The organism is Geodermatophilus sp. SYSU D00079 (assembly GCF_054050635.1).
Window position 1 is genome coordinate 63869 of the sequence record NZ_JBJGZS010000008.1, and the last position, 24168, is coordinate 88036.

Below are 24168 nucleotides of genomic sequence, written 5' to 3' on the forward strand. Positions count from 1 at the left end.
TCACCCTGCGATACCCCGCGATCGGCGGATCAGACCTCCAGGAGCAAGGTCATCGGCCCCTCGTTGACCGACGAGACGAGCATCCGGGCGCCGAACACGCCGGTGGCCACCTCGCTGCCGCGCCGCCGCAGCTCGGCGACGACCTCGTCCACCAGCGGCTCGGCGACCTCCCCGGGGGCGGCGGCGTCCCAGGAGGGACGGCGGCCCTTGCGGGTGTCGGCGTAGAGCGTGAACTGGCTGACCACCAGCACCGGCAGGCCCAGGTCGGACACCGACCGCGCGCCGTCGTCGGTGGGGAAGATGCGCAGCTCGTGGATCTTCCGGGCCAGCACCCGGGCGCGCTCGGCGTCGTCGTCCCGGCCGACGCCGACCAGCGCCAGCAGCCCGTGCCCGATCTCCCCGACGACGACGTCGTCCACCGAAACCGCCGCCGTCCCGACCCTGCTCACCACCGCGCGCACCGGTCGAGTCTCCCCGTCGGCGCCCGCCGGCGTGGTCAGGGCTCGATCAGGCCGGCGCGGACCACGTACCGGCGGACAGGACGCTGCCGGGCAGGCGCTCACCGCACGCCGCGGTGCACGAGGGCGTGGTGGTCGGCCAGCCCGAGATCTACATGGACGAGCCGCGCGGAGTCCCCGACCGGCGAGCGGGTCGAGCAGGGATCGGGTCAGGCGGGGTCGGCCGCGGGCGTGACCGGGCCGGGGAGCGGGGCCGCGTGGGTGGCCGCCCAGCTGGCCAGGAGCTTGAGGCCGTCCTCAGACGGGGTGCCGGGTTCGGCGGTGTAGACGGTCAGGGCGAGCGTCCCGTGGTCGGGGGTGGGCAGGTCGAGGGTGTGGTAGACCAGCTCGAGGTCGCCGACCGCGGGGTGGCGGAACTGCTTGGCCCCGGCGTGGTGGATGCGCACGTCGTGCGCGGCCCAGCGGGTGCGGAACTCCTCGCTGACCGTGGACAGCTCCCCGACCAGCTCGCGCAGGTCCTTGTCGTCGGGGGCGCGCCCGGCCTCGGTGCGCAGCAGGGCCACGGTGGTGCTGGCCGCCTTCTCCCAGTCCTGGTAGTAGTCGCGCGCCCGCGGGTCGAGGAACTGGAAGCGCGCGAAGTTCGCCGGCCGGCGTGGGTCCCCGAACAGCGGTGCGTGCAGCGCCCACCCCAGCGTGTTGGTCGCGAGGACGTCCAGGCGGCCGTTGGCGATGAACGCGGCCGACCCGGTCATCGAGTCCAGCATCCACTGCACGCGCGGCGCGATCCGGGCCCTGCCGCGTCGCTGTGGCGTCCGGGTCGGCTTGGCGGCGCGGGCCAGGTTGGACAGGTGGAGCCGCTCGGCCTCGTCCAGCTGGAGCGCCCGGGCCACGGCCTCCAGGACGTCCTCGGAGACGCCGGCGATGTGGCCCTTCTCCAGGCGGGTGTACCAGTCGGTGCTCACGCCGGCCAGGACGGCGACCTCCTCCCGCCGCAGCCCGGGGACCCGCCGCCGGCCGCCACCCGGGAGCAGTCCGGCCCGCTCGGGGGTGATCCGGGCACGCCGGCTGGCGAGGAAGTCGCGGATGTCGGAGCGGTTGTCCACCGGATCGACGGTACGGCGACCGCCTGGTGGAGGGAGGTCGTGCTTCTCCCCCCATGGACCCGACCCCCCGCGCGGGCGTCCGGCGCGGTTTCGTGGAGTGGCCAGCCCGACCACTCCCGAAGGAGCACCGTCATGCGAGGAGCCGTCCTCCACGCCCCCGGCGACGTCCGCGTCGAGGACCGTCCGCACCCGGCGATCGAGCAGCCGACCGACGCGGTCATCCGGCTGGCCGCGACCTGCGTGTGCGGCTCGGACCTGTGGCCCTACCGCGGCATCGAGGAGGTGCAGGGACCGTCCCCGATGGGCCACGAGTACGTCGGCGTCGTCGAGGAGGTCGGCAGCGAGGTCACCACCCTGCGACCGGGCCAGTTCGTCGTCGGCTCGTTCTTCGCCTCCGACAACACCTGCGAGATCTGCCGGGCCGGCTACCAGACCCACTGCGTCAACCGGCAGCCCGGCGCGGCCACCGGCGCGCAGGCCGAGTACACCCGGGTCCCGCTGGCCGACGGCACCCTGGTCGCCACCCCGGGTACGCCGGACGACGACCTGGTCCCGAGCCTGCTGGCCGCCTCCGACGTGCTGGGCACCGGCTGGTTCGCCGCCGTCGCCGCCGAGGCCGGCCCGGGCAGGACCGTCGCCGTCGTCGGCGACGGCGCGGTCGGCCTGCTCGGCGTCCTGGCCGCCCGGCAGCTCGGCGCGGAGCGGGTCATCGCGATGAGCCGCCACGAGCCCCGGCAGGAACTGGCCCGCCAGTTCGGCGCCACCGACGTCGTCACCGAGCGCGGCGACGAGGGGGTCGCCCGCATCAAGGAGCTGACCGACGGGCTGGGCGCGCACTCGGTGATCGAGGCGGTCGGCACCCAGGAGTCGATGATGCAGGCCATCCGGGCCACCCGCCCCGGCGGGCACGTCGGCTACGTCGGCGTCTCCCACGACGTGGCCCTGCCGGGTGAGGAGCTGTTCTTCTCCGGCGTGCACCTGCACGGCGGCCCGGCGCCGGTGCGCCGTTTCCTGCCCGACCTGGTCGACCGAATCTGGCGGCGCGAGATCGACCCCGGGAGGGTCTTCGACCTCGAGCTCCCGCTGGAGGAGGCCCCCGAGGCCTACCGGGCCATGGACGAGCGCCGCGCCATCAAGGCGCTGCTGCGCCCCTGACCCACCGCTCCGCCTTCCCCTCGAGGAGGACTCCCGTGCAGATCACCCGGAGCTCGACCGCCACCGTCAAGGGCCCCGCGGACTGGTTCACCGGCGACGTGTACATCGACGCCGTCGCCGCCGCACCGGCGCCGTCCCGGGTCAGTGCCAACCTGGTGCACTTCACGCCCGGCGCGCGCACCCACTGGCACCGCCATCCACTGAGCCAGACGGTCTTCGTCACCGAGGGCGTCGGCCTGTGCCAGCGCCGGGGCGGGCCGGTCGAGGTCATCCGACCCGGCGACCGCGTCCTGTTCGAGGCCGACGAGGAGCACTGGCACGGCGCCGCGGCCAACCGGCTCATGGTCCACCTGGCCATCAACGAGGCCGACGCCGAGCACGCCGTCGTGCACTGGCTGACCCCCGTCACCGACGAGGAGTACGCCGCCGCCCCACCCGTCGACTGACCGGCCGGGTCGGCGGCAGCGTCCGCCTGCCCGGCCGGGGACGGCGGGGCGCCGGCGCGGCTCCCGTTCGTCGTGTACGTGCTGGCGGTCGGCACGTTCCTCATGCTCACCACCGAGTTCGTCGTCGCGGGCCTGCTGCCCGAGATCGCCGGCGACCTGCGGATCGGCGTGGCCCAGGCCGGGCTGCTCATCACGGTGTTCGCGGTCGGGATGATCGTCGGCGCACCGACGATGGCGCTGCTCACCCGCGGGATGCCCCGACGGACGACGCTGGTGCTCGCCCTGGCGGTGTTCGCGGCCGGGCACGTCGTCGTCGCCCTCGGCTCCAGCCTCCCGCTGCTGCTGGGGGCCCGGTTCGTCACCGCGTGGGCGACCGGGGCGTTCTGGTCGGTGGCATCGGTCGTCGCGACCCGCGCCGCCGGTCCGGCCGCCTCCGCCCGGGCCCTCGGGCTGGTCGGCGCCGGGGGCATGCTCGCCAACGTCGTCGGGGTGCCGCTGGGGGCGTTCGCCGGGCAGCTGTCCGGGTGGCGGGGGCCGCTCTGGGCGCTGGCCGCTCTCGCCGTGGTCGCCGTGCCGCTCATCGCCCGGCACGTCCCGCGCGAGGACCGTGCCGGTGAGCCGGCGGTGTCCCTGCGCTCGGAGCTGGCCGCGCTGCGCGGGCCCGCTCGCGGTCCTGAGCGGCTCGCCGGTCAGTAGGGGGCGACCGCGGGGACGTCGGGCACCGACGGGTCCAGCCGGTGGGCCGCGCGCTGTCCGCGGTCGGCCAGTGACACCAGGCTGGTGGCGCCGCCGAGACCGAAGTCGGCGGGCATGTTGACGTAGACGGTCTCGTGGCGGTCCAGGGCGTACGTCTCGTGGAAGACGCCGACGTCGCCGTTGTCCCGGACCCGCCGGTTGAACTCCCGCCAGGCCGGCAGGTGGGCGTGGTCCCGGGCGCGGGCGTAGCGGTCGAGGTCGTCGGCGCTGCGCCAGTACTGGACGGTGAGCACCGTGCGCCCGCTGACGTAGGTGCGGTGGGAGAGCAGGCCGAGGTCGGGGTGCGCGGCCAGTTCCCGGAGCATCCGGGGCATCGCCGTGGCGACCGGCAGCCACTGCCGGATCTTCCACAGCCGGTTGATCCGCATGCCGATGAGGAAGGCGACCGTCCCGGGCGGTGCGTCGGCGGTCATCCGGCCGGCGAGTGCTGTCCTGCTCATCGTGGTCCTCCGTAGGTGCGCCTCGGACGGGTCCGGGGGGTGCCACGCAATGTGGACACCGGCAACATGTACACCACGGCAGGAGAGGTGGACACTGTCAACATGCTTGAGGGTCCCGGTGCCGCCCGTCGCTACCACCACGGCAACCTGCGGGCCGCGCTGATCGACACCGCCGTCGACCAGGCCCGTGCCGGAGGCGCCGACGCCGTCGTGCTGCGCGACGCCGCCCGCCGCACCGGGGTCTCGCACAACGCGGCGTACCGCCACTTCGCCGACCGCGACGACCTGCTCGCGGAGGTCTCCGAGCGGGGGATGGCCGAACTGGAGCAGCGGATGCGCGACCGGCTGGCCGACCTCCCCGATGACGACCGCGGTGAGCCGGCTGCCGCGCGGCTGCGGGCGGTGGGCCGGGAGTACGTGTACTTCGCGCTCGCCGAGCCGGGGCTGTTCGCCACGGCCTTCGCCTGCGCCCGGCCGAAGGACGGCGCACCGGGGCAGGGCCCCTACGGGGTGCTCTCCACCGTGCTCGACGAACTGGTCACGACCGGTGTGCTCCCCGCCGAGCGGCGTCCCGGCGCCGACGTCACCTGCTGGGCGGCGGTGCACGGGTTCGCCGTGCTCTGCCTGCAGGGCCCCCTGCGGGAGCTGTCGGAGCGGGACCGGGAGGCGCAGCTGGACGGGCTGCTCGAGCGGTTGTCGCGGGGGCTCTAGGCGGCCGGGAACGCCTCCCGGTGCGAGCCGGGTGCCACCGGTGCCGACCGTCGTCACGTCCCGTCGGGGTCTGTCGAGCGCGCCGTCCATCGACGGACCGCGTCGCACCCGGACCGGCGTACGGCACCATCTCCGGCGTGCCGACCCTCCGCATCACCCAGGACCCCGCTGCCGACGAGCTGCTGGGCCGCGACCCGCTCGCGCTCCTGCTCGGCATGCTCTTCGACCAGCAGTTCCCGATGGAGCGCGCCTTCTCCGGCCCGCGGCTGCTGGCCGAGCGCATGGGCGTCGAGACCCTCTCCGCGGCGGACGTCGCCGACGCCGACCCCGAGCAGCTGACCGCCTGGTTCCAGGGCCCGCCGGCGATCCACCGGTACCCCGGGTCGATGGCCGCACGTGCGCAGGCGGTCTGCCGGCTGCTCGTCGAGCGCTACGACGGCCGCGCCGAGGCCCTGTGGGCCGACGTCCCCGACGGGGCCAGCCTGCTGCAGCGGATCGGCCAGCTGCCCGGGTTCGGCGCGCAGAAGGCGAAGATCTTCGTCGCGCTGCTGGGCAAGCGGTACGGCGTCACCCCGCCGGGCTGGCGGGAGGCCGCCGGCGAGTACGGCGAGGACGACGCCCGCCGCTCGGTCGCCGACATCACCGGCCCCGAGTCGCTGGCCGAGGTCCGGGCGTTCAAGCAGGCGCAGAAGCAGGCCGCGAAGGCCTCCGCGAACGGCTGAGGACCACCGCGCAGCGGCGTCTGCACCGGCCCCGATCCGGTGGCACGATGGGCGGCGCACCCCGGCTGTGCAGGGGACCCGTCGCCGTCGGGACGCCGGGCGCCGTGACCCGGGAAGGGATCTGCCGAGCGCCGCTGCCCGCGGTCGGCAGAGGGAAGGACATCCGTGGCCTCGAGCCAGCAGCCTGCGCGTTCCCACCGACCCCAGCCGGTCCTCATCACCGAGGCCGCGCCCAGCCGTGCCGAGCTGCACGCCGCGCGGAAGAGGCGCTACGTGCTGACCATGGCCGTCCGCGCGGTCGCCCTGGTCCTGGCCGCGGTCTTCTACCAGACCCTGTGGCTGGCGCTGGTCTTCGCCCTCCTCGGCACCGTCCTCCCGTGGGTCGCGGTGATGATGGCCAACGACGAGCCGCCCAAGAAGAAGCTCGACGTCAACCGCTACGCGCCACCCCGGCCCGACCGGGTCCTCGAGAACCCCGCGCGACCCGGCCGGGTCATCGAGCACTGACCTCAGCGGGCTCCCGGCCGGGCGACGACCGCCGCCGCCCGTGACAGGCCGGCATCCAGCGCCCGCGCGGGGTCCCCGGCCGGGTCGGCCAGCCAGACCGACAGCAGCCCCGCCGCGAACGCGTCGCCCGCGCCGGTGGTGTCCACGACCGGCCCGGGGTGGGCCGGGCGGTGCACGAGCGTGTCCCCGGAGGCCCACAGCGCGCCGTCGGCGCCCAGCGTCACCACCGCGACCCGGTGCCGGCCGGCGAGGGCGCGGGCCGCGGTGGCGGCGTCCGGACACCCGGTGAGCAGCCGCGCCTCCTCCGCGTTCGGCAGCACCAGCGTCGCCGCCGCCGTGTCGGCCAGCCACCGGTCCACGCCGTAGCGGGCCAGCGGGCCGGTCGAGGCCGGGTCGACCGACACCGTGCAGCCGGCGGCGGCCGCCGCGGCCAGGGCGGCGAGCCCGGCGGTCCGGGGGCGGGGGTCGAGCAGCGTGTAGCCGGACAGGTGCAGGTGCCCGCCGGCCCGCAGCGGCGGGACGTCGCCGGGCTGCAGGGCCAGGTTCGCGCCGCGGTCGGCCAGCATGCTGCGCTGCCCGTCGGGCTCGACCAGGCTGACGATCGTGCCGGTCGCGGCGTCCGGCACCGACCGCACCGCCGGGTCCACCCCCGCGGCGACGAGGTCCGCGACCAGCCCCGCGCCGGCCGCGTCGTCGCCGGTGCAGCCGGCGAAGACCACCGGGACGCCGAGTGCCGCCAGGTGGACGGCGACGTTGGCCCCGGCGCCGCCGCCGCGGGTGGCGATCCGCGCCGGGCGGTCCGAGCCGGGCGCCGGCTCGCCGTCGAGCACCACGACGACGTCGGTGGCGAGGTCCCCGACGACGACGACCGGGAGCACCGCGGGACTCAGCGGGGGAGCGCGGCGAGGGCGGCCGCGATCCGGCCGGCCAGCTCCGCGTTGCGCAGGACCAGGCGCACGTTGACCGCGAGGGTGGCGCCCTCGCTGGCCCGGTGCAGGTGGTCGAGGACGAACGGGGTGACCGCCTTGCCGCGCACGCCGGCGTCCTCCGCCGCGGCGAGGGCGCCGGCGAGGACGCGGTCGTGCAGGGCGGGGTCCAGCTGCTCGTCGGCCGGCAGGGGGTTGGCGACGACCACCGCGCCCGGGGCGAGCTCCCGGCGGGCGGCGAACACCGCCGCGGCCTGCTCGGCGTCGTCCACCGACCAGTCCACCGTCGCGCCGGAGTCGGCGACGTAGAAGCCGGGGAAGGCCGTCGTCCGGTAGCCGACGACGGTGACCGACAGGGACTCCAGGCGCTCCAGCGTGGCCGGGACGTCGAGGATCGACTTCACACCGGCGCAGACCACGACCAGGGAGGTGCGGGCGAGGGCCACCAGGTCGGCGGACTCGTCGAAGGTGTCGGCGGACTGCCGGTGCACCCCGCCGAGGCCACCGGTGGCGAACACGCCGATCCCGGCCCGGGCGGCCAGCAGGGCGGTGCTGGACACGGTGGTCGCGCCGCTGCGGCCCAGCGCCGCGGCGACCGGCAGGTCGCGGACGCCCAGCTTGGCGAGGTCGGGGTCCGCGCAGACGCGGTCCACCTGGTCGGCGGTCAGCCCCACGTGCGGCACGCCGTCGAGCACGGCGATCGTCGCGGGCACCGCCCCACCGGCCCGCACGGCGGCCTCGACCTGGTCGGCGGCGGCCCGGTTGTCCGGCCGGGGCAGCCCGTGGGCCAGCAGGGTGCTCTCCAGGGCGACGACGGGGCGGCCGGAGGCGAGCGCGTCGGCCACCTCGGGGGAGACGGTCGACGGGCGGACGGCGGACGGCGGGGCTGCAGGGGACACCCTGACATCATGGTGGGCGGGGTGGTCGGACCCGGCCCGCCACCCGGCTGCCGGGAACGCCCCGGCAGCCGTCCCGTGACCTGAGGGAGCACCCGCGTGAGCAGCACCGACCTCCTCGAGAAGCCCGACGTCCGCGAGGGCGACACCGGCAACGCCAACGAGGTCTTCCACTACGTCCGCAAGAACAAGATCGCCGAGAGTGCGGTCATGGGCACCATGGTCGAGGCGCTGTGCGGCGAGGTCTTCCCCGTGACCAAGAGCCCGAAGCCCGGCAGCCCGGTGTGCCCGGCCTGCAAGGAGATCTACGAGCAGCTCAAGAAGGACTGACTCACAGCAGGTCGAGGCGGCGGGCGCGCTCGAGCTTGGCGGCCCGGCGCTCCTGACGGCGCTTCTGGTGCCGGCGCAGGGGCGCCGGCCAGCGGGCCTGCACGGTCGCGTTGAGCTCGGCGCCCAGCAGCACCGCCATGCCGAAGAAGAAGCAGAACAGCAGCGCCGCGATCGGGGTGGCCAGGGCCCCGTAGGGCAGCGTCGCGGTGAGGATGTCGGCCACGTAGGCGCGCAGCAGCAGCGCGGCGACGAGGAAGAACGCCACCGCCAGCAGCGTCCCCGGCAGGTGCCGGTGCCAGGGCAGCCGGCGGGGCAGCACGACGTGGTAGAAGCTGGTCAGCGCCAGCACCAGGCCGATCAGCACCACCGGCCAGTAGACGGCGTTGACCAGCACGGTCGCCGTTCCGCGCCAGTCCGCGGGCAGCAGGGACACCAGCACCTCGCGGCCCAGCACCAGCAGGGGCAGGGTGAGCACCGCCATCACCATGCCGACGACGAACAGCCACAGCGCCTTGAGCCGGGTGCGGATCGGGCCGCGCACGTCGCGCTGGTCGTAGGCGATCACGATCGTGTTCATGAACGTCGCGGTCGCCGAGGAGCCGGCCCACAGCGACACCAGGAAGCCGACGCTCACGAGCTCCAGCCGGCCGGAACCGAGGATGTCGGCCAGGGTGGGCCGCACCAGCGAGTCGACCACGTCCGGGGTCAGGGCCTGCGCGGAGGCGGTGAGCAGCTGGTCCTCGATCTGCGCCACGGACTGCTGCCCGATGAAGCTGCCCAGGTAGCCCAGGGAGCCCAGCAGCCCGATCAGCAGCGGCGGGACCGAGAGGATCTGCCAGAACGCGGCCTCCGCCGACAGGCCGAGGATCCGGTCCTGCCAGGCCTTGCCGACGGTCCGGCCGAGCACCTGCAGCGGCACGCGGACCGCTGCCGGCCAGCGGGCCAGCCGTTCCCGCCGGGGGAGCTCCGCCGGCGTCCCCGAGGACGCCGCGGCGCCGGGAGGACCGGCGTCGGCACCGTCCGGGCTCCCCGCGGGGGCCGGTGACCCCCCGGGCAGGACGGTGCTCACCGGCCCAGTGTGCACGTCAGAGCCACGGCAGGGGTCCGGGCGGTGGCGGTCCGCCCGGACCTCCCCCCGATCGGGCGAGCGGTCAGGCCGCCGTCCGGCGGGGCGGGCGGCGGCCGCCCGGGGCCGGTGCGGACGCCGGCGCGGTGCCCTCGGGGGCGGTCGGCGCCGGGGCCACGGGGACGCAGCGGATCACCGGCTCGGCGGCGTACCGGGTCCGGAAGTCCTCCCGGCGGATCTCGGCGCCGCTCTGCGGGTCCTTGAACACGCGCGTGACGGTGATGTCGAACCCGGTCGACCCGCCCTGCGGGCTGCAGCTGCCGTCGTCGGGCTTCTCCTGGACCACCGGCTGGCGCAGGTTGAACCGGTTGCTGCTGATCGACTCGATGTCGTAGCGCTTGGTCCCGTAGAAGGTGACGGTCAGGGAACCCGGCGTCCACTGGGTGTCGATGTAGACGCCGGTGTCGCTGTCGTTGCGGAACTTCAGGTCGATCGAGTCGTAGTAGACCGTCGCCTCGCGGCCGGCCGGGTAGCGGCTGATGTAGTAGCTGTGCGGCTTGTGGTAGACGTCCTCGAGCCCGGCGAAGAAGACGGCGTTGAACAGCGTGGTGGCGACCTGGCTCATGCCGCCGCCGACGGCGGTCGTGAACTGGCCGTTGTTGATCACCCCGGCCTCGACGTAGCCCTGCGCCGTGCCGCGCGGGCCGGTGTGGCCGTTGAGGCTGAAGGTCTCGCCCGGCCGGACGATCGCGCCGTCGATCTCCGCGGCGCCCACCCGGATGTTGGTGCCGCTGGCCGCGCTGGTGAAGTTCGTGGTGAAGGTGCTGATCTCCTCGCGGATGCCCAGCGCCTCGGCGTCGGCGGTGCTGAACTCGGCCTCGACGGGGCCGAGCTGGGCGGTGACGGTGCGCGGGGCCGGCTGGGGGAGCACCTCGAGCAGCTGACCGGCGAGCGCGGCGGGGTCGACGCCCGTGCCGTCCACCGACGGGACGACGGTCACCGCGCCTCCGGACAGCTCGAACCGGGCGTCCTGCGCGGGTGTGCCGAACTCCGCGAAGTCGCCCCCCATCGCCTCCTGGAGCCGGGCGGGGTCGACGGCGACGGCGAGCTCGCCACTGTCCTGGGGCGTGAAGGTGAGCGAGGCGGCGATCGCGGTCGCCGGCACCTCGACCGACGTCGCGCCGTCCTCGCTGCGCACCGTGACCGGCGCGGCCAGGCCGGGGGTGACCGTCTCGTCCAGCACCCGCTGGGCCGCCTCGGCGTCGACCGTCACCTCGGTGACCTCGACCGGCAGCTCGATCGGCGTGCTGGGGTCGCCGCCGGTGGCCAGGAAGTCCGTGACCGCGGCGGCGGCGCCCTCGCGGTCGAGGGTGCGGCCGTCCTCGGGAGCGACGACGCGGGCGGTGGCCTCCTCGATCGCGATGGTGGCGTCGACCGGTGCGCGGTCGACCTGCTCGGCGATCGCGTCGATCTGCGCGGCCAGCGCGGTCTCCTCGCCGGTCATGACCGGGGCCACCTCGCGCTCGCTGAACAGCGACACCAGCCGCGTCCAGGGGTTCACCGGCTGCTCGCCCGCGGCGTCCACCGTGCCGTCGACGTCCAGGGTGATGCCCGCGGTGGCGGGGGAGAGGGTCGCCTCCACGTCACCGGCCACGACCACGTGGTCGGCGGTCACCCGCGGGGCGAGCTCGGTCTCCAGCCGCTCGGCGGCGGCGGCGGTGGAGAGCCCGCCGATGTCCACGCCGGCGACCACCGTGTTGCGGGGCACGTCGCCACCGGAGACGGCGAGGTCGATGCCGTAGGCGGCCGCGAGGACCCCCACGGCGGCGACGGGGGTGACCACGGCCGGGCGGCGCCACCAGGGTCGGCGCGGTGCGGCGTCCCCGGCCGGGGGCTGCCCACCGTCTCCCGGACCGTCCGCCGATCCGGTCTGCGTGGGCCCGCCGGGCGCGGTGTCGCCGTCGACGGGGTCGGCGGGGGGCTCCGCGGCAGGCGGCAGGACGCCGGTCGTCGCGGCGTCGTCGGCCGCGGGGAGGCGGCCGGGGACCTCGCCGGGGGCGACCTGGATGTCCTGGGTCTCGCCGTCCTCGACGGGTGCCGGAGCGGCGGCGGGGGGTTCGGGGGCCGGGGTGGTGTCGGCGGCCGGGGGACGGGGAGCCTCCGGGCCGATGGGGCCGCGGTCGCGCGGCACCGGACGGGTGTCGTCGGAGAATGCCTCGGGTTCGATCCGGGCGGTCTGGTCGGACGGGGTGGGGGACTGAGACATCGGCGGATCTCCGGGTCGCCGTCGACCGGGAGATCCCGGGAACGACGGAGCCGCCGGCGTCCCGTCCGCGTCAGGCGGATCCGGGGCGCCGGCGGCGGCGTCGGGTGAGGGCTTCATCGCTGTGAGCGACGATAACCCCTCGGTCAGGAGGTGATGCGCTGCTCGCCGTCGGTGTCGATGATGTCGACGGCGATGTCGCGGAGCTTGCCCTCGTACTCACGGGCGTGGTGCCCGCAGAACACGAGGTCGCTGCCGCTGGCGAGGACCACCCGCACCTTGGCCAGCGCACCGCAGCGGTCACAGTGGAAGGGGACGACCAGGTCGTCGGCGGGCGGGGTCGTCGTCAGCGTCTGGGTCATCTGGGTCATCACTCGCTCTCTACCGCACGGACCCGCGGCTGCGGATCGGCCTCCTGCACAGCGCCAGGATGGACCCCTCTGTTCCCGATCCTGCCGATCGAACGGTCGGACGCGCCGTGGGCGGTGTGTCCGGGTCGTCGATGCGGTGGAGCGGGGTCAGCAGGGACGTCACTGGGTGGTGCAGGTCTGTGGTCGTGGTGCTCGTAGTCGTCAGTTCCGTGCGCCGGTCGTCGTCCGGCTTGGTGGGTCCGCTGCTGTCTTGACGTCCCTCACGCTACGCCGCTTACCCGGTGGGCGACGGCTCACACCGCCCCACCGGCTCATCGGGGTGAGATCGTGACCGTCCCGAGATGTGGCCGTCACGGGCGGCCGTCCGGCGCAACACGCCTGGAACGACGTCGGCGGGAGCCCCCGGCGCCGGGTCGGGGTGCGGGCCCGGCCGCCCGTGGACACCGGCGCGCAGGTGTGGCGAACGCCACAGGCCGGCCGGGGCCGGTCGTGCCGCGGCCCGGACGACGGGAGGCCCCCCGAGCATCGCTGCTCGGAGGGCCTCCCGTCGGTGGGTCCTCGCTCAGTCGAGGTAGTCGCGCAGCACCTGCGAGCGGCTCGGGTGGCGCAGCTTCGACATGGTCTTCGACTCGATCTGGCGGATCCGCTCACGGGTCACGCCGTAGACCTGGCCGATCTCGTCCAGCGTCCGCGGCTGGCCGTCGGTGAGGCCGAAGCGCAGCCGGACGACGCCGGCCTCCCGCTCCGACAGCGTCTGCAGGACGCTGGTCAGCTGGTCCTGCATGAGCGTGAAGCTCACCGCGTCGACGGCGACCACGGCCTCGGAGTCCTCGATGAAGTCACCGAGCTGGCTGTCGCCCTCGTCGCCGATCGTCTGGTCCAGGCTGATGGGCTCCCGGGCGTACTGCTGGATCTCCAGCACCTTGTCCGGGGTGATGTCCATCTCCTTGGCCAGCTCCTCCGGGGTGGGCTCGCGCCCGAGGTCCTGGAGCAGCTCGCGCTGGATGCGGCCGAGCTTGTTGATGACCTCGACCATGTGCACCGGGATGCGGATGGTGCGGGCCTGGTCGGCCATGGCGCGGGTGATCGCCTGCCGGATCCACCAGGTGGCGTACGTGGAGAACTTGTAGCCCTTGGTGTAGTCGAACTTCTCGACCGCGCGGATCAGGCCGAGGTTGCCCTCCTGGATGAGGTCCAGGAACGCCATGCCGCGGCCGGTGTAGCGCTTGGCGAGGGAGACCACGAGGCGGAGGTTGGCCTCCAGCAGGTGGTTCTTGGCCCGCTCGCCGTCGCGGACGATCCAGTTGAGGTCGCGGCGCATCTGCGGGGAGAGCTTCTGGCCCTCCTCCTCGGCCTGGCGCAGCCGCTCGGCGCCGTAGAGGCCGGCCTCGATCCGCTTGGCGAGGTCGACCTCCTCCTCGGCGTTGAGCAGGGCCACCTTGCCGATCTGCTTGAGGTAGGCGCGGACCGAGTCGGCCGACGCGGTGAGCTCGGCGTCCTTGCGGGCCTGCCGCAGCGCCTCGGACTCCTCCTCGTCGTCCCACTCGAAGTCGCCGCCCTCGGCGGCGGCGGCCTCCTCCTCGGCGGCGGCCTCGACGGCGACACCGTCGGGCCCGGCGACGACGGTCTCGTCGAGCTTGAGGCCCTCGCCACCGTCGACGACGGCGACGGCGGAGTCCTCGGTGGCCACGGCGGTCAGCACGGCGCCCTCACCGGTGCCCGGCGACGGCGTGATGCTGGGCTTGCCCTTGGCGGCGGTGGTCTTCGCCGCTGCCTTCTTGCGAGCGGGGGCCTTGGCCGGGCCGGCCGAGGCGGGACCCGCGGATACCGGTGCGCTGGTCCGGGTGGCCCGGGGGGCGGCGGCAACCGTCCTGGAGCGCCCCGGGGTGCTCGCTGCGGCTTCCGGTGCTGGCTTGTCGGCGGGCACTCAGGGTTCCTTCCCGTGCTGGGTGCGTTCCCCGGGGGGCCGTCTGGTCCCCGGGCAGCGGCCTCGGCCGGCGTCCGGAGCGGGAGGTGCCCCAGCAGACCGGGCCCGGGTTTGACCGGTGCACGGGTGGGGGATGCCTCTCGGCTGGGGAGCGACGGCGCGGGGCTCGTCCATTGTAACGACGCTCCTCGGCGAAACCACCGTTGCGGACCTGCGGGGATCGCTCGCACGGGTGCGGTTCCCAGGGTGGGAGCGTCCCCACCCTCCGTGGTGCGCCGGCCGCGTGGGCGGACCGGGGCGGGGGGTCACTGCCCGATGCGCTCCTCGGCGGCGAGCGCGGCACCGACGATGCCGGCGTCGTTGAGCAGCTCGGCGGGGACGACGGGGGTGCGGGTGGACAGCAGCGGCACCCACTTGTGCGCCTTCTTGCTCACCCCGCCGCCGACGATGATCAGGTCGGGCCAGACGCTGGCCTCGAGGACGTCGAGGTAGCGGTCGACCCGCTTGGCCCACTGCGGGTAGCTGAGGTCCTCCCGCTCGCGGGCCGACGCGGAGGCGCGCTTCTCGCCGTCCTCGCCGTCGACCTGGATGTGGCCGAACTCGGTGTTGGGCACGAGGACCCCGTCGGTGAACAGGGCGCTGCCGATGCCGGTGCCGAAGGTCAGCATGAGGACGACGCCACGCTTGTCCCGGCCGGCGCCGTAGCGCATCTCGGCGAAGCCGGCGGCGTCGGCGTCGTTGAGCGTCTGCACGGTGCCGGGGATCCGGTCGGCCAGCCCCTCGGCCAGGTGCGTGCCCAGCCAGCTCTTGTCCACGTTGGCGGCGGTGTGCACCACCCCGCTCTTCAGCACCCCGGGGAAGGTGACGCCGATGCGCCCCTCCCACCCGAAGGAGTCCACGATCCGCGCCACCACGTCGTAGACCGGCTCCGGCAGGGAGGGCTGCGGCGTCTCGATGCGCAGCCGCTCACCCTGGAGCTCTCCTGTGTCCAGGTCGACCAGGCACCCCTTGATCCCGCTACCACCGATGTCCACCCCGAAGCCCAGCACGCGGTCAGGGTAGAAGAAGGACCCCCGTGCCCCCCAACCCTTCGCAGGCTCAGGGTGGGCCCCTGCACGGGGCCGTCCCAGCACGGTCGCCTCGGGCAGGATCGGGGTCGTGACCGCCGCGCCCGAGCCCACCGCCCTGCTCGACCTCGCCGTCGCCACCGCCCGGGAGGCCGCCGGCCTGGTCGCCCGCGGCCGCGCCTCGGCCGCCGACCAGGTGGACGTGAAGTCCAGCCCCGTGGACATGGTCACCGCCGTGGACAGGGCCTGCGAGGAGCTGGTCGTGACCCGGCTGCTGGCCGCCCGGCCGGACGACGGGCTGCTGGGCGAGGAGGGCGCCACGCGGACCGGTAGCAGCGGGGTGCGGTGGATCGTCGACCCCATCGACGGCACCACGAACTTCGTCTACGGGCTGCCGGCGTACGCGGTGTCCATCGCCGCCGAGGTCGACGGGCGGGTGCAGGCCGGGGTGGTGCTCAACGTGGCCACCGGCGAGCTCTACTCCGCGACGGCCGGTGGGGGCGCACACCTGACGGCGCCGGGCGCCGACCCGGTGGTGCTGCGCGGCAGCCGGCCGGCGTCCCTGGAGCAGGCCCTGGTCGCCACCGGGTTCGGCTACCGGGCCGAGCAGCGCCGGGCCCAGGGCGCGGTGGTGGCCGGGCTGCTGCCGCACGTCCGGGACATCCGCCGGCACGGGTCGGCGGCGCTCGACCTGTGCACCGTGGCGGCCGGCCGCGTCGACGCCTACTACGAGCTGCACCTCAACCGGTGGGACTTCGCCGCGGGCGCCCTCGTGGCCGCCGAGGCCGGGGTCGTGGTCACCGGCCTGCCCGGGCGCCCGTTCGCCGAGCCCCTCGGCATCGCCGTGGCACCCTCGGTCGCCGACGAGTTCACCGCCCTGCTGGCGCGGCTCCACGCCGACTGAACGGGGCGCCCCTCAGCAGGCGGCGGCGGCGCTGGAGGCGGTGCTGAGCGCGGCGGCCACCTGCTCGGGGGTGGCGAGGCTGTCGGGGAAGACGAACTCCGGGCCGATGACGAGGTCGACCTGGGCGGTGGCGCGGGTGTCGAGGTGGTCGCCGGCGCCCCGGAGGAACAGTCCGACGTAGGCCGCGGCGTCGTTGCCCCGCGGGCCGTGGCGGATCTCGCCGACGCCGGTCACCTCGCGGTCGGTGGGGTCGTTGGCGACCTCCTCGACCACGAAGCCGCGCGCCTGCAGGTCCGCGGCGACCGACTGCGCCAGCCCGGCGGTGTCGGTGGCGTTGAACACCCGGATCGACAGGGTGGTCGGGTCCAGCGACGGGGGAGCGGCCGACGCGGTGGTGCACGCGGCCGCCTGCGCGGCGTCGCGGTCCTGCTGGTCCTGGAGGACGTTCCACCACACGGCGAGGGCGGCCAGCGCCAGCACGAGCAGGAAGATCAACGGCGGGATCGGGCGCCGGCCGCTGCGGGGGCGCACCGCGGGACGGTCGGTCGGCGGCGCGCTCACGGGCTGTTCTCCCCCTCGGAGGGCTGGCGGGTCGGCGGGAGTCTAGGGCCGTGCCGCGGTGCTAGATCGCACCGTCGTCCAGTGCGGCGCGTCCGCGCTCCACGCACGGGTCGATGCGCTCGGCGTAGCCGGAGGTGTCCTTGCCGGCCATCGCCCCCGCCCTGGACCGGGCGACGATGCCGGCGACGATCGCGGCGAACTTGAAGTACGCGAAGCCGACGTACCAGTTGAGGTCGCCCAGGTCCAGGCCGGTGCGCGACGCGTAGCGCTCGGCGATCTCCGCGCGGGTGGGGAAGCCCGGCAGCGCCGTCACGCTGCTCTGGCCCGCGACGCTCTCCTCACCGGCCTGCGGCCAGTAGACGTGCAGCATGCCGAGGTCGGCCAGCGGGTCGCCGAGGGTGGACATCTCCCAGTCCAGCACCGCGCGGATGCCGCCGGGGCGGTCGGGGTCGAGCAGGCAGTTGTCCAGCCGGAAGTCCCCGTGGACGACGCCGTCCCGCTGCGTCGCGGGCACCGTCTCCGCCAGCCGGGCGGCGAGGGCGTCCAGGCCGGGGCGGTCCTGGTCGCGGGTGGCCTCCCACTGCTGGGTCCAGCGGCGCACCTGCCGGGCCATGAACCCCTCGGGCCGGCCGAAGTCGCCCAGGCCGACCGCCCCCGGGTCCACCGAGTGCAGGTCGGCGAGCACGTCGACCAGCCCCTCGCCGACCTGCCGCCGCTGGCCGGGGTCGTCCGCGTAACCGGGCGGGATCTCGTCGACGACGTGCAGCCCGACCACGCGCTCCATGACGTAGAAGGGGGCGCCGAGCACCTCGGTGTCGGTGCACAGGTGCAGGGTCCGGGGGACCGGGACGGGCGTGGGGCCCAGCGCGGTGATGACGCGGTGCTCGCGGGCCATGTCGTGGGCGGTGGCGAGCACGGCCCCGGTCGGCGGGCGGCGCAGGATGACCGGCTCCCCGCCGGCGTCGCCGTCCGGCGTGACCACGTAGGTGAGGTTGGACATGCCGGCGGCGATGAGGTCGATGCGCACCGATCGCCAGCGTTCGTCGCCCAGGACGGAGGCCAGGTAGGGCCCGACGACGGCCGGGTCAGCACCCACGGGAGTCGACACGGGCGCAGGGTAACCTCTGGCGCTCCGCAGCCGTCCCGACCGATCCGGCGCCGAGGTGGTCGTCCCGTCGCGAGCCGGGCACAAACGGGGACCGCGCGACGTTGGGGGGTCCGCTGGTGGACCACCGCCCCGTCCGCGGACGGCGGCGCGGACCGCAGCACCCGGCCGGTGCCCGAGCAGCGGGCGCCGACCTGCCGACCACCGGTCGCCCCTGGCGACCGGCCAGGACGGCGGCGCCCCGGCGCCGCCGTCAGACGATGCGGGCGCCGACGCCCGCGAGAACCCCGGAGGAGGGGCACACCCCATGGCCACCGACTACGACGCCCCGCGTCGCAACGAGGCCGACGAGCTCGGCGAGGACTCGCTCGAGGAGCTCAAGGCGCGGCGCGCCGAGGCGCAGTCCTCGTCGGTCGACGTCGACGAGACCGACTTCAACGAGAACCTCGAGCTCCCCGGCGCGGACCTGTCCAACGAGGAGCTCACCGTCCGCGTCCTCCCCAAGCAGGAGGACGAGTTCACCTGCTCCCGCTGCTTCCTCGTGCAGCACCGCAGCCGGCTGGCCGCCACCCGCGGCGACCAGCTGTTCTGCCGCGACTGCGCCGCCTGACGAAGGACCCCGTCCTGCCCACCCCGCGCACGCTCGGGGCGGGGCCGGGACGGGGCCACCGAGCTTCCCGGAGGAGCCGATGACCCAGGACCAGCAGCGCACCGGCGCGGTGCGGGACGTCCCGCCGCCGCGGCCCGTCGCGGGGGGCAGCACCGCCGCGACGCCGGCGGAGGAGAGCCCCCTCGGCCGCGCCGGCCGGGTCCTGGCCGACGCGGTCTCCGGGCTGCTCGGCGGGGCCCCTGGCCGGGACGGGGACGCCGCCCCGGCCGGGGACGGACGGCGGTCGGCGTCCTCGACCCTGCGCGACGTCGTCTCCGCGGTCGCGACCGCCGCCGCCAACCGGGGCGGCCGCGCTCCGGCACCCGGCGGCGCGCCCACCGCCGAGCCGGGGGCCGCGAAGGCACCCGGCGCGCTCCTCGGCGACCTGCTCACCGCCGCCGTGCCGCGGCTGCCCATCCGGGACGCGCGGCGGCTGCGCGAGGCGTACCCGGGGGCGGCCGACGACGAGATCGCCGACGCCCTCGTCGCGCGGGCGGCCCGGCTCACCGCCGGCATCGGGGCGGCCACCGGCGGCCTCTCCGCCGCCACGTGGGTCGCGCCGCCGTCCCTGCTGGCCGTGCCGCTGGGCCTGGGCGCCGAGACGGTGCTGACCGCCGCGGTGGAGGTCGTGCTCGTCGGTGAGCTGCACGAGCTGTACGGCCGCCCGGCGCCCGGGGACGCGCGGGCCCGGGCGCTGGCCTACCTGTCCAGCTGGTCCGGTCAGCGGGCGGTCGACGACTCGGTGACCCCCGGGCTGGGCGTCCTGCTCGGTGGGGCGAGCCTGCGGGCGCTGCGCCACCGGATGACCCGCCGGCTGGCGCGCAGCGTCCCCGCCGCCGCGCCGTTCCTCGTCGGCGCGGCGCTCGGTGGCCGGGGCAACCGCAGGGCCACCGAGACCCTGGCCCGCCGGGTGCTCGCCGACCTGCGGCGTCCCCGCACCACCTGACGGGCCCGGCCCCGTGCAGGGTCCCGCCACGGCCCCGTCCCGAGGCTCGCCGCGAGCCTGCGAGCGGTGAGGAGGACGGGGTCCTTCCACGGTGGGGGCGCCGGGGGTCCTCATAGGATCGCCGACGTGCCCGACCCCGCCGTGCCGCACCCCGTCGTCCCCGAGGTGGAGGTGCCGGTGCGGCTGACCTCCCCGGAGGCCGCCGTCCCGGCCTACGCCCTGCCCGGGGACGCCGGCGCCGACCTCGCCATCGCCGAGGACCTCGAGCTGGCCCCGTTCCAGCGGGCCCTGGTCGGCACCGGCGTGGCCGTGGCGATCCCCGAGGGCTACGCCGGCTTCGTGCACCCCCGGTCGGGGCTGGCGCACCGGCTGGGCCTGAGCCTGGTCAACGCGCCGGGGACGATCGACGCGGGCTACCGCGGCGAGATCAAGGTCAACCTGGTCAACCTGGACCCCACCACCGCGCTCACCCTCCGCCGCGGCGACCGCGTCGCGCAGCTGGTCGTGCAGCCGGTGGCGCGGGCCCGGTTCGTCCCGGTGGAGCGGCTGCCGGAGAGCGCCCGTGGAGCCGGCGGGCACGGCTCCACCGGGGGCCACGGGAGCGCACAGTCGAAGGGACTGAGCTGACATGCCGTTCGGACGGCGACGGAACCGGATCGACCGCAGCCTGCGGGAACGGGGCGTGCCCCCCGAGCCGCAGGTCCGCCCCCGGGAGGTCGAGGAGACCTCCGGGCCCTGGGACGAGGCCGACGCGCCGCAGGACGGCGTGGCCCGCATCGACCTCGGGTCGCTGCGCCTGCCCGCGGTGCCGGGCACGGAGCTGCGGGTCGACGTCAACGCCCAGCAGAAGGTGGTCGGCGCGACGCTGCGCGCGGGGGAGTCGATGCTCCAGGTGTCGGCGTTCGCCGCGCCGCGCGCGGGGGGCATCTGGGACGACGTCCGCGCCGACCTCGCCCGCAGCGCGTCGGGCCAGGGCGGGTCGCTCCGGGAGGTCGACGGACCGTTCGGCCCGGAGCTGGCCGGCACCGTGCTCGTGGGCCAGCCCGCGCAGCAGGGGCAGCCGGCGCCGAAGCCGGTGCGGCGGGCGGCCCGGTTCCTCGGCGTCGACGGCCCGCGCTGGTTCCTGCGCGGGATGCTCAGCGGCCCCGCCGCGGAGAGCCCCGAGGCGGCCGCGCAGCTGGAGGAGGCCTTCCGGCGGATCGTCGTCGTCCGCGGGCACGAGCCGATGCCGGTGCGCGAGCAGCTGCCGCTGACGCTGCCCCCGCAGGCGGCGGCGCAGGTGGCCGCCCAGCAGGCGGCCCGGCGGCAGGGCGGCACCCCGACACCGCCGGCGCCGGGCGCGTGAGCGTCACGCAGGTCGCCTACGGCCCGCACCCCGACCAGTTCCTCGAGCTGACGCTGCCGCCCGGCCGCGGGCCCGCGCCGGTCGTCGTCGTGGTGCACGGTGGCTTCTGGCGCGCTCCCTACGGCGTCGAGCTGGCCCGCCCGCTGGCCGCCGACCTCGCCGCGGCCGGCTTCGCCGCGGTCGCGGTGGAGTACCGCCGGGTCGGCGCCGGTGGCGGGTGGCCGGTCACGCTCGAGGACGTCGCCGCCGCCGTCGACGCGCTGGCCGACCTCGCCGACCACGGCGGCCCCGGTGTCGCCGGCCGGCTCGACCTGACCGACGTCACGGTCGTCGGTCACTCCGCCGGCGGTCAGCTCGCCGCGTGGGTGGCCGGCCGCGAGCGGCTGCCCGACGGTGCGCCGGGCGCGCGGCCGCGGGTGCGCGTGACCGCCGCGGTGCTGCAGGCGGGGGTCCTCGACCTGGGCCTGGCCGCCGAGCAGCGGATGGGGGACGGCGCGGTGCAGGGGCTGCTGGGCGCGGAGCCCGAGGAGGCGCCCGACCGGTACGCCGTCGCCGACCCGGTGCGGCTGGTGCCGGCCGGCGTCGACCTGCTGTGCGTGCACGGCACCGCCGACGACGACGTGCCGCCGGGGCAGAGCGCCCGCTACGCGGCGGCGGCCGCGGCGGTGGGCGTGCCGGTGGAGGTGCGCTGGGTCGACGGCGACCACATGGGGCTCATCGACCCCGACGGCGCGCCGTGGGCACTGGTCCGCACCTGGCTGCGGGAGCGCGCCGCTGCCGTGCGCGACGGATCTACCCTGGGACCGTGACGGAGACCCGTTCGGGCGGATGGCTGGCGCGCACGCTGCAGCGCCTCACCGCCGACGACCAGACCATCGACGCGGAGCGGTTGCGCGAGGGTGCCGTGAGCGCCGGCTGCGCGGCGGTCAGCGCGTGTCGCAAGGGTGAGGTGGTCACCGTCACCGGCCGGCTGAAGTCGGTGGTCTACACGCCGCGCGAGACGGTGCCCACCCTCGAGGCCGAGCTCTTCGACGGCTCCGGGTCGGTCACGCTCGTGTGGCTGGGCCGGCGGCGGATCCCGGGCATCGAGCCCGGGCGCACGCTGAGCGCCCACGGCCGGTTCGCCTCGTTCGACGGCCGCCAGGTCATCTACAACCCGCGGTACGAGCTGAGCGCCGGGTGACGGCTGCGCCCGAGGGGGAGGGGCGTCCCGGGGCCGGTGACCCGGGTGGGCGGCCTGCGGCGAGCGCACCGGCCGAGCCGGGCGCCGTCGCGTTCGACCGGCACCTGGTGCTGGAGCAGCTCGGTGGCTGGCGCGGCATGCTCGACGCCTCGCTGCCCACGATCGCCTTCATCGTGGGCAACTCCCTCGGTGGGCTCCGCGCCGGCATCTGGGCCGCGGTCGGTGCCGCCGTCCTCGTCTTCGCGCTGCGCCTGCTGCGCCGGGAGAGCGTCCAGCAGGCCGTGAGCGGCCTGTTCGGGGTGGCCATCGCCGTCGGCATCGCGGCCGCCTCGGGCCAGGCGCGGGACTTCTTCGTGCCCGGGCTGGTGCGCAACGTCGCCCTGGGGGTGGTGCTGGTCGGGTCGATCGCCGTGCGGTGGCCGCTGGTCGGCGTCCTCGCGGAGTTCCTGGCGCCCAGCCACCTGGGGGCGATGGCCTCCCACTCCCTGCCCGGGCTCCGACAACGCCTCGGCCGGGTCAACGCCTCCCTGCACCACCGCCCGCCGCCGGACCCGCAGACCGGTGTCCGGCCGGCCGACCCCGAGCCGGAGCGGCACTGGCGGGAGGACCGGCGCATGGTGCGCGCCTACTCCTGGCTGACGCTGCTGTGGGGGGCGACGTTCCTGGTGCGGGCCGTCGTGCAGTACGTGCTCTACCGGGCCGACGAGGTGGAGCTGCTCGGCACCGCCTCGCTCGTGCTGGGCCTGCCGGTCACCGCCGTGGAGGTCGTCGTGACGCTGTGGGTCGTGGCCCGGCTGCACCGGCACCGGGCCGAGCCGGCCGACGACGGGCCCGAGGACCAGCGACCCGCGGCCTGAGGGTCCCCCTCAGCCCGCGTGGGCGGGGGAGAGCACCTGCTGCAGCTGCTCCTCGACGTCGGCGTGGGTGACGAACAGCAGCTCGTCGCCGGCCTCCAGCGGCTCGTCGGGGGTGGGGGTGATCACCCGGTCGCCGCGCAGCACCGCGGTGAGCACGGTCTCCCGCGGCAGCGGCACCTCCCGCAGCGGGCGGCCGACCCACGGCGTGTCCTCGGCGAGGGTGATCTCCACCAGGTTGGCCGCCCCCTTGCGGAAGCTCATCAGCCGGACGACGTCGCCGACGGTCACCGCCTCCTCGACCAGCGCCGCCAGCACCCGCGGGGTGGACACGGCGACGTCGACGCCCCAGGACTCGGTGTAGAGCCACTCGTTGCGGGGGTCCTTGACGCGGGCCACCACCCGGTTGACCGCGAACTCCGTCTTGGCCAGCAGCGACACGACGAGGTTGGCCTTGTCGTCACCGGTGGCGGCCACGACCACGTCGCAGGTGGCCAGCTGGGCCTCCTCCAGGGAGGACACCTCGCACGCGTCGGCCTGCACCCACTCGGCGCCCGGGACCGACCGGGTGCGCACCTTGCGGCCGTCCTTCTCGATGAGCATCACGGCGTGGCCGTTGTTGAGCAGCTCCCCGGCGATGGAGCGGCCGACGGCGCCGGCGCCCACGATGGCGACCCGCATCAGGACTCCCCTCCCTGGGGACCGCGTTCCACGACCTCGTGCACCCGTGGGGTGATCGCGTCGGTGGCGGCCACGACGAGCTGGTCGCCGTCCTGCAGGACGGTCGCCGGCGTCGGCAGCTGCGCCTCGCCGAAGCGGACCAGCCAGGCGGCGCGCGCGCCGGACTGGGCCTCGAGCTCGGCGAGCCTCCGCCCCACCCAGCCCTCGGTCACGGTGACCCGGATCAGCAGCACCTGGCCGGTGGGTTCCCGCCACAGCTCGCTGACCTTCACCGACAGCAGTTCCCGCATCAGCCGGTTCACCGTCCACGGGACGGTGGCCACGCTGGGGATGCCCATCCGCTCGTAGACCTCGGCGCGCTTGGAGTCGTAGATGCGCGCGACGACGTGCTGGACGCCGAAGGTCTCGCGGGCCACCCGGGCGCTGATGATGTTGGAGTTGTCGCCGCTGCTCACCGCGGCGAAGGCGCCGGCGGAGTCGATGCCGGCGTCGAGGAGGGTCTGGCGGTCGAATCCGAGGCCGGTCACCTGGCGGCCGGCGAAGTCCGCCCCGAGCCGGCGGAACGCCTCCGGGTCCTGGTCGATGACCGCCACGCTGTGGCCGATCTCCTCGAGCCGGCGGGCGATGGCCGACCCGACGCGGCCGCAGCCCATCACGACCACGTGCACTGTTGAACTCTCCGCTCGACGGTCCAGGGCGCCGGCGCCGACCGCCCGCGCTGCCCGGGCGCGAAGCTACACCCGGGGACGGCGGGCGACGCCGTCCGAGCGCTGCAACTCACCCTCGGGACGGGGGC

General features: G+C 75.6%; 29 protein-coding genes. 15 read left to right on the forward strand and 14 right to left on the reverse strand.

Annotated features, from left to right (window positions below; all coding sequences use genetic code 11):
- Positions 1-29 precede the first annotated feature (29 nt).
- Both dtd and ACI79E_RS09275 read right to left on the reverse strand, forming a co-directional pair.
- A complete protein-coding gene (gene dtd / locus ACI79E_RS09270; protein WP_456932239.1) occupies positions 30-461 on the reverse strand; it encodes a D-aminoacyl-tRNA deacylase in 432 nt (143 codons plus the stop codon).
- A 206-nt stretch (positions 462-667) separates the two neighbouring features.
- Complete coding sequence (locus ACI79E_RS09275) at positions 668-1561, reverse strand: helix-turn-helix transcriptional regulator (protein ID WP_456932240.1); 894 nt, start codon at positions 1559-1561, stop codon at positions 668-670.
- A gap of 132 nt (positions 1562-1693) precedes the next feature.
- Between ACI79E_RS09275 and ACI79E_RS09280 the strand changes: the two genes are divergently transcribed.
- From ACI79E_RS09280 to ACI79E_RS09290, 3 genes are all read left to right on the forward strand, one after another.
- On the forward strand, positions 1694-2716 hold the full coding sequence (locus tag ACI79E_RS09280) for a zinc-dependent alcohol dehydrogenase family protein (RefSeq protein WP_456932241.1): 1023 nt from the start codon (positions 1694-1696) through the stop codon (positions 2714-2716).
- A 35-nt stretch (positions 2717-2751) separates the two neighbouring features.
- Entirely contained in the window at positions 2752-3162 is a 411-nt protein-coding gene (locus tag ACI79E_RS09285; protein WP_456932242.1) for a (R)-mandelonitrile lyase, read from the forward strand.
- Positions 3163-3234: 72 nt separating this feature from the next.
- Complete coding sequence (locus ACI79E_RS09290) at positions 3235-3858, forward strand: MFS transporter (protein WP_456932243.1); 624 nt, start codon at positions 3235-3237, stop codon at positions 3856-3858.
- Here the strand turns inward: ACI79E_RS09290 and ACI79E_RS09295 are convergent.
- Positions 3852-4358, reverse strand: coding sequence for a DUF4188 domain-containing protein (locus ACI79E_RS09295; protein WP_456932244.1), 507 nt, complete (start codon positions 4356-4358; stop codon positions 3852-3854). The two genes, ACI79E_RS09290 and ACI79E_RS09295, sit on opposite strands and share 7 nt — an antisense overlap.
- Before the next feature lie 102 nt (positions 4359-4460).
- Between ACI79E_RS09295 and ACI79E_RS09300 the strand changes: the two genes are divergently transcribed.
- The 3 genes from ACI79E_RS09300 (at position 4461) to ACI79E_RS09310 (ending at position 6298) form a co-directional block, all read left to right on the forward strand.
- Complete coding sequence (locus ACI79E_RS09300) at positions 4461-5069, forward strand: TetR/AcrR family transcriptional regulator (protein WP_456932245.1); 609 nt, start codon at positions 4461-4463, stop codon at positions 5067-5069.
- Positions 5070-5206: 137 nt separating this feature from the next.
- Positions 5207-5791: an HhH-GPD-type base excision DNA repair protein gene (locus tag ACI79E_RS09305; protein ID WP_456932246.1), complete on the forward strand. Its 585-nt coding sequence runs from the start codon at positions 5207-5209 to the stop codon at positions 5789-5791.
- Positions 5792-5956: 165 nt separating this feature from the next.
- Positions 5957-6298, forward strand: a complete 342-nt coding sequence (locus ACI79E_RS09310; RefSeq protein ID WP_456932247.1) for a DUF3099 domain-containing protein — start codon at positions 5957-5959, stop codon at positions 6296-6298.
- 2 nt (positions 6299-6300) lie between these two features.
- Here ACI79E_RS09310 and ACI79E_RS09315 read toward each other — a convergent pair whose 3' ends face one another.
- Both ACI79E_RS09315 and ACI79E_RS09320 read right to left on the reverse strand, forming a co-directional pair.
- Complete coding sequence (locus ACI79E_RS09315; RefSeq protein ID WP_456932248.1) at positions 6301-7176, reverse strand: carbohydrate kinase family protein; 876 nt, start codon at positions 7174-7176, stop codon at positions 6301-6303.
- 8 nt (positions 7177-7184) lie between these two features.
- Positions 7185-8123 carry a pseudouridine-5'-phosphate glycosidase gene (locus tag ACI79E_RS09320; protein WP_456932249.1) on the reverse strand — a complete coding sequence of 313 codons (939 nt, stop codon included), beginning with the start codon at positions 8121-8123 and terminating at the stop codon, positions 7185-7187.
- Positions 8124-8219: 96 nt separating this feature from the next.
- On the opposite strand from ACI79E_RS09320, the gene ACI79E_RS09325 reads away from it, so the two are divergent.
- Positions 8220-8450: a DUF3039 domain-containing protein gene (locus ACI79E_RS09325; RefSeq protein ID WP_456932250.1), complete on the forward strand. Its 231-nt coding sequence runs from the start codon at positions 8220-8222 to the stop codon at positions 8448-8450.
- A gap of 1 nt (position 8451) precedes the next feature.
- Here ACI79E_RS09325 and ACI79E_RS09330 read toward each other — a convergent pair whose 3' ends face one another.
- The 5 genes from ACI79E_RS09330 to ppgK form a co-directional block, all read right to left on the reverse strand.
- The gene (locus tag ACI79E_RS09330; RefSeq protein WP_456932251.1) at positions 8452-9519 is read right to left on the reverse strand and encodes a YihY/virulence factor BrkB family protein; all 1068 of its coding nucleotides are present in this window, start codon (positions 9517-9519) and stop codon (positions 8452-8454) included.
- Positions 9520-9601: 82 nt separating this feature from the next.
- Positions 9602-11782, reverse strand: coding sequence for a VanW family protein (locus ACI79E_RS09335; RefSeq protein WP_456932252.1), 2181 nt, complete (start codon positions 11780-11782; stop codon positions 9602-9604).
- A 143-nt stretch (positions 11783-11925) separates the two neighbouring features.
- Positions 11926-12150 carry a DUF7455 domain-containing protein gene (locus tag ACI79E_RS09340; RefSeq protein ID WP_097206314.1) on the reverse strand — a complete coding sequence of 75 codons (225 nt, stop codon included), beginning with the start codon at positions 12148-12150 and terminating at the stop codon, positions 11926-11928.
- Positions 12151-12712: 562 nt separating this feature from the next.
- Complete coding sequence (locus ACI79E_RS09345; protein WP_456932253.1) at positions 12713-14077, reverse strand: RNA polymerase sigma factor; 1365 nt, start codon at positions 14075-14077, stop codon at positions 12713-12715.
- Between the two features lie 305 nt (positions 14078-14382).
- Positions 14383-15126 (reverse strand): polyphosphate--glucose phosphotransferase, encoded by a 744-nt coding sequence (gene ppgK, locus ACI79E_RS09350; protein ID WP_456932254.1) that lies wholly within the window; start codon positions 15124-15126, stop codon positions 14383-14385.
- 109 nt (positions 15127-15235) lie between these two features.
- Here ppgK and ACI79E_RS09355 point away from each other — a divergent pair, with 109 nt between their 5' ends.
- Positions 15236-16048, forward strand: coding sequence for an inositol monophosphatase family protein (locus tag ACI79E_RS09355; protein ID WP_456932255.1), 813 nt, complete (start codon positions 15236-15238; stop codon positions 16046-16048).
- Between the two features lie 12 nt (positions 16049-16060).
- On the opposite strand, the gene ACI79E_RS09360 is transcribed toward ACI79E_RS09355, so the two are convergent.
- Positions 16061-16609 (reverse strand): LytR C-terminal domain-containing protein, encoded by a 549-nt coding sequence (locus tag ACI79E_RS09360; protein ID WP_456932256.1) that lies wholly within the window; start codon positions 16607-16609, stop codon positions 16061-16063.
- Positions 16610-16670: 61 nt separating this feature from the next.
- Positions 16671-17717 (reverse strand): phosphotransferase family protein, encoded by a 1047-nt coding sequence (locus tag ACI79E_RS09365; protein ID WP_456932257.1) that lies wholly within the window; start codon positions 17715-17717, stop codon positions 16671-16673.
- Between the two features lie 304 nt (positions 17718-18021).
- On the opposite strand from ACI79E_RS09365, the gene ACI79E_RS09370 reads away from it, so the two are divergent.
- From ACI79E_RS09370 to ACI79E_RS09400, 7 genes are all read left to right on the forward strand, one after another.
- Positions 18022-18324, forward strand: coding sequence for a DUF4193 domain-containing protein (locus tag ACI79E_RS09370; RefSeq protein WP_097206154.1), 303 nt, complete (start codon positions 18022-18024; stop codon positions 18322-18324).
- A 79-nt stretch (positions 18325-18403) separates the two neighbouring features.
- A complete protein-coding gene (locus ACI79E_RS09375; RefSeq protein WP_456932258.1) occupies positions 18404-19309 on the forward strand; it encodes a hypothetical protein in 906 nt (301 codons plus the stop codon).
- A 126-nt stretch (positions 19310-19435) separates the two neighbouring features.
- The gene (dut, locus tag ACI79E_RS09380) at positions 19436-19936 is read left to right on the forward strand and encodes a dUTP diphosphatase (RefSeq protein WP_456932259.1); all 501 of its coding nucleotides are present in this window, start codon (positions 19436-19438) and stop codon (positions 19934-19936) included.
- A gap of 55 nt (positions 19937-19991) precedes the next feature.
- Complete coding sequence (locus ACI79E_RS09385) at positions 19992-20654, forward strand: DUF3710 domain-containing protein (RefSeq protein ID WP_456932260.1); 663 nt, start codon at positions 19992-19994, stop codon at positions 20652-20654.
- A complete protein-coding gene (locus ACI79E_RS09390) occupies positions 20651-21463 on the forward strand; it encodes an alpha/beta hydrolase family protein (protein ID WP_456932261.1) in 813 nt (270 codons plus the stop codon). The genes ACI79E_RS09385 and ACI79E_RS09390 overlap by 4 nt, the downstream gene beginning before the upstream one ends.
- The gene (locus ACI79E_RS09395; protein ID WP_456932262.1) at positions 21460-21837 is read left to right on the forward strand and encodes an OB-fold nucleic acid binding domain-containing protein; all 378 of its coding nucleotides are present in this window, start codon (positions 21460-21462) and stop codon (positions 21835-21837) included. Before ACI79E_RS09390 ends, ACI79E_RS09395 begins: the two co-directional genes overlap by 4 nt.
- Positions 21834-22694 (forward strand): DUF3159 domain-containing protein, encoded by an 861-nt coding sequence (locus ACI79E_RS09400; protein WP_456932263.1) that lies wholly within the window; start codon positions 21834-21836, stop codon positions 22692-22694. Before ACI79E_RS09395 ends, ACI79E_RS09400 begins: the two co-directional genes overlap by 4 nt.
- Positions 22695-22703: 9 nt before the next feature.
- Here ACI79E_RS09400 and ACI79E_RS09405 read toward each other — a convergent pair whose 3' ends face one another.
- Positions 22704-23372 (reverse strand): potassium channel family protein, encoded by a 669-nt coding sequence (locus ACI79E_RS09405; protein ID WP_456932264.1) that lies wholly within the window; start codon positions 23370-23372, stop codon positions 22704-22706.
- Positions 23372-24040 carry a potassium channel family protein gene (locus ACI79E_RS09410; protein WP_456932265.1) on the reverse strand — a complete coding sequence of 223 codons (669 nt, stop codon included), beginning with the start codon at positions 24038-24040 and terminating at the stop codon, positions 23372-23374. The genes ACI79E_RS09405 and ACI79E_RS09410 overlap by 1 nt, the downstream gene beginning before the upstream one ends.
- Between the last annotated feature and the right edge of the window lie 128 nt (positions 24041-24168).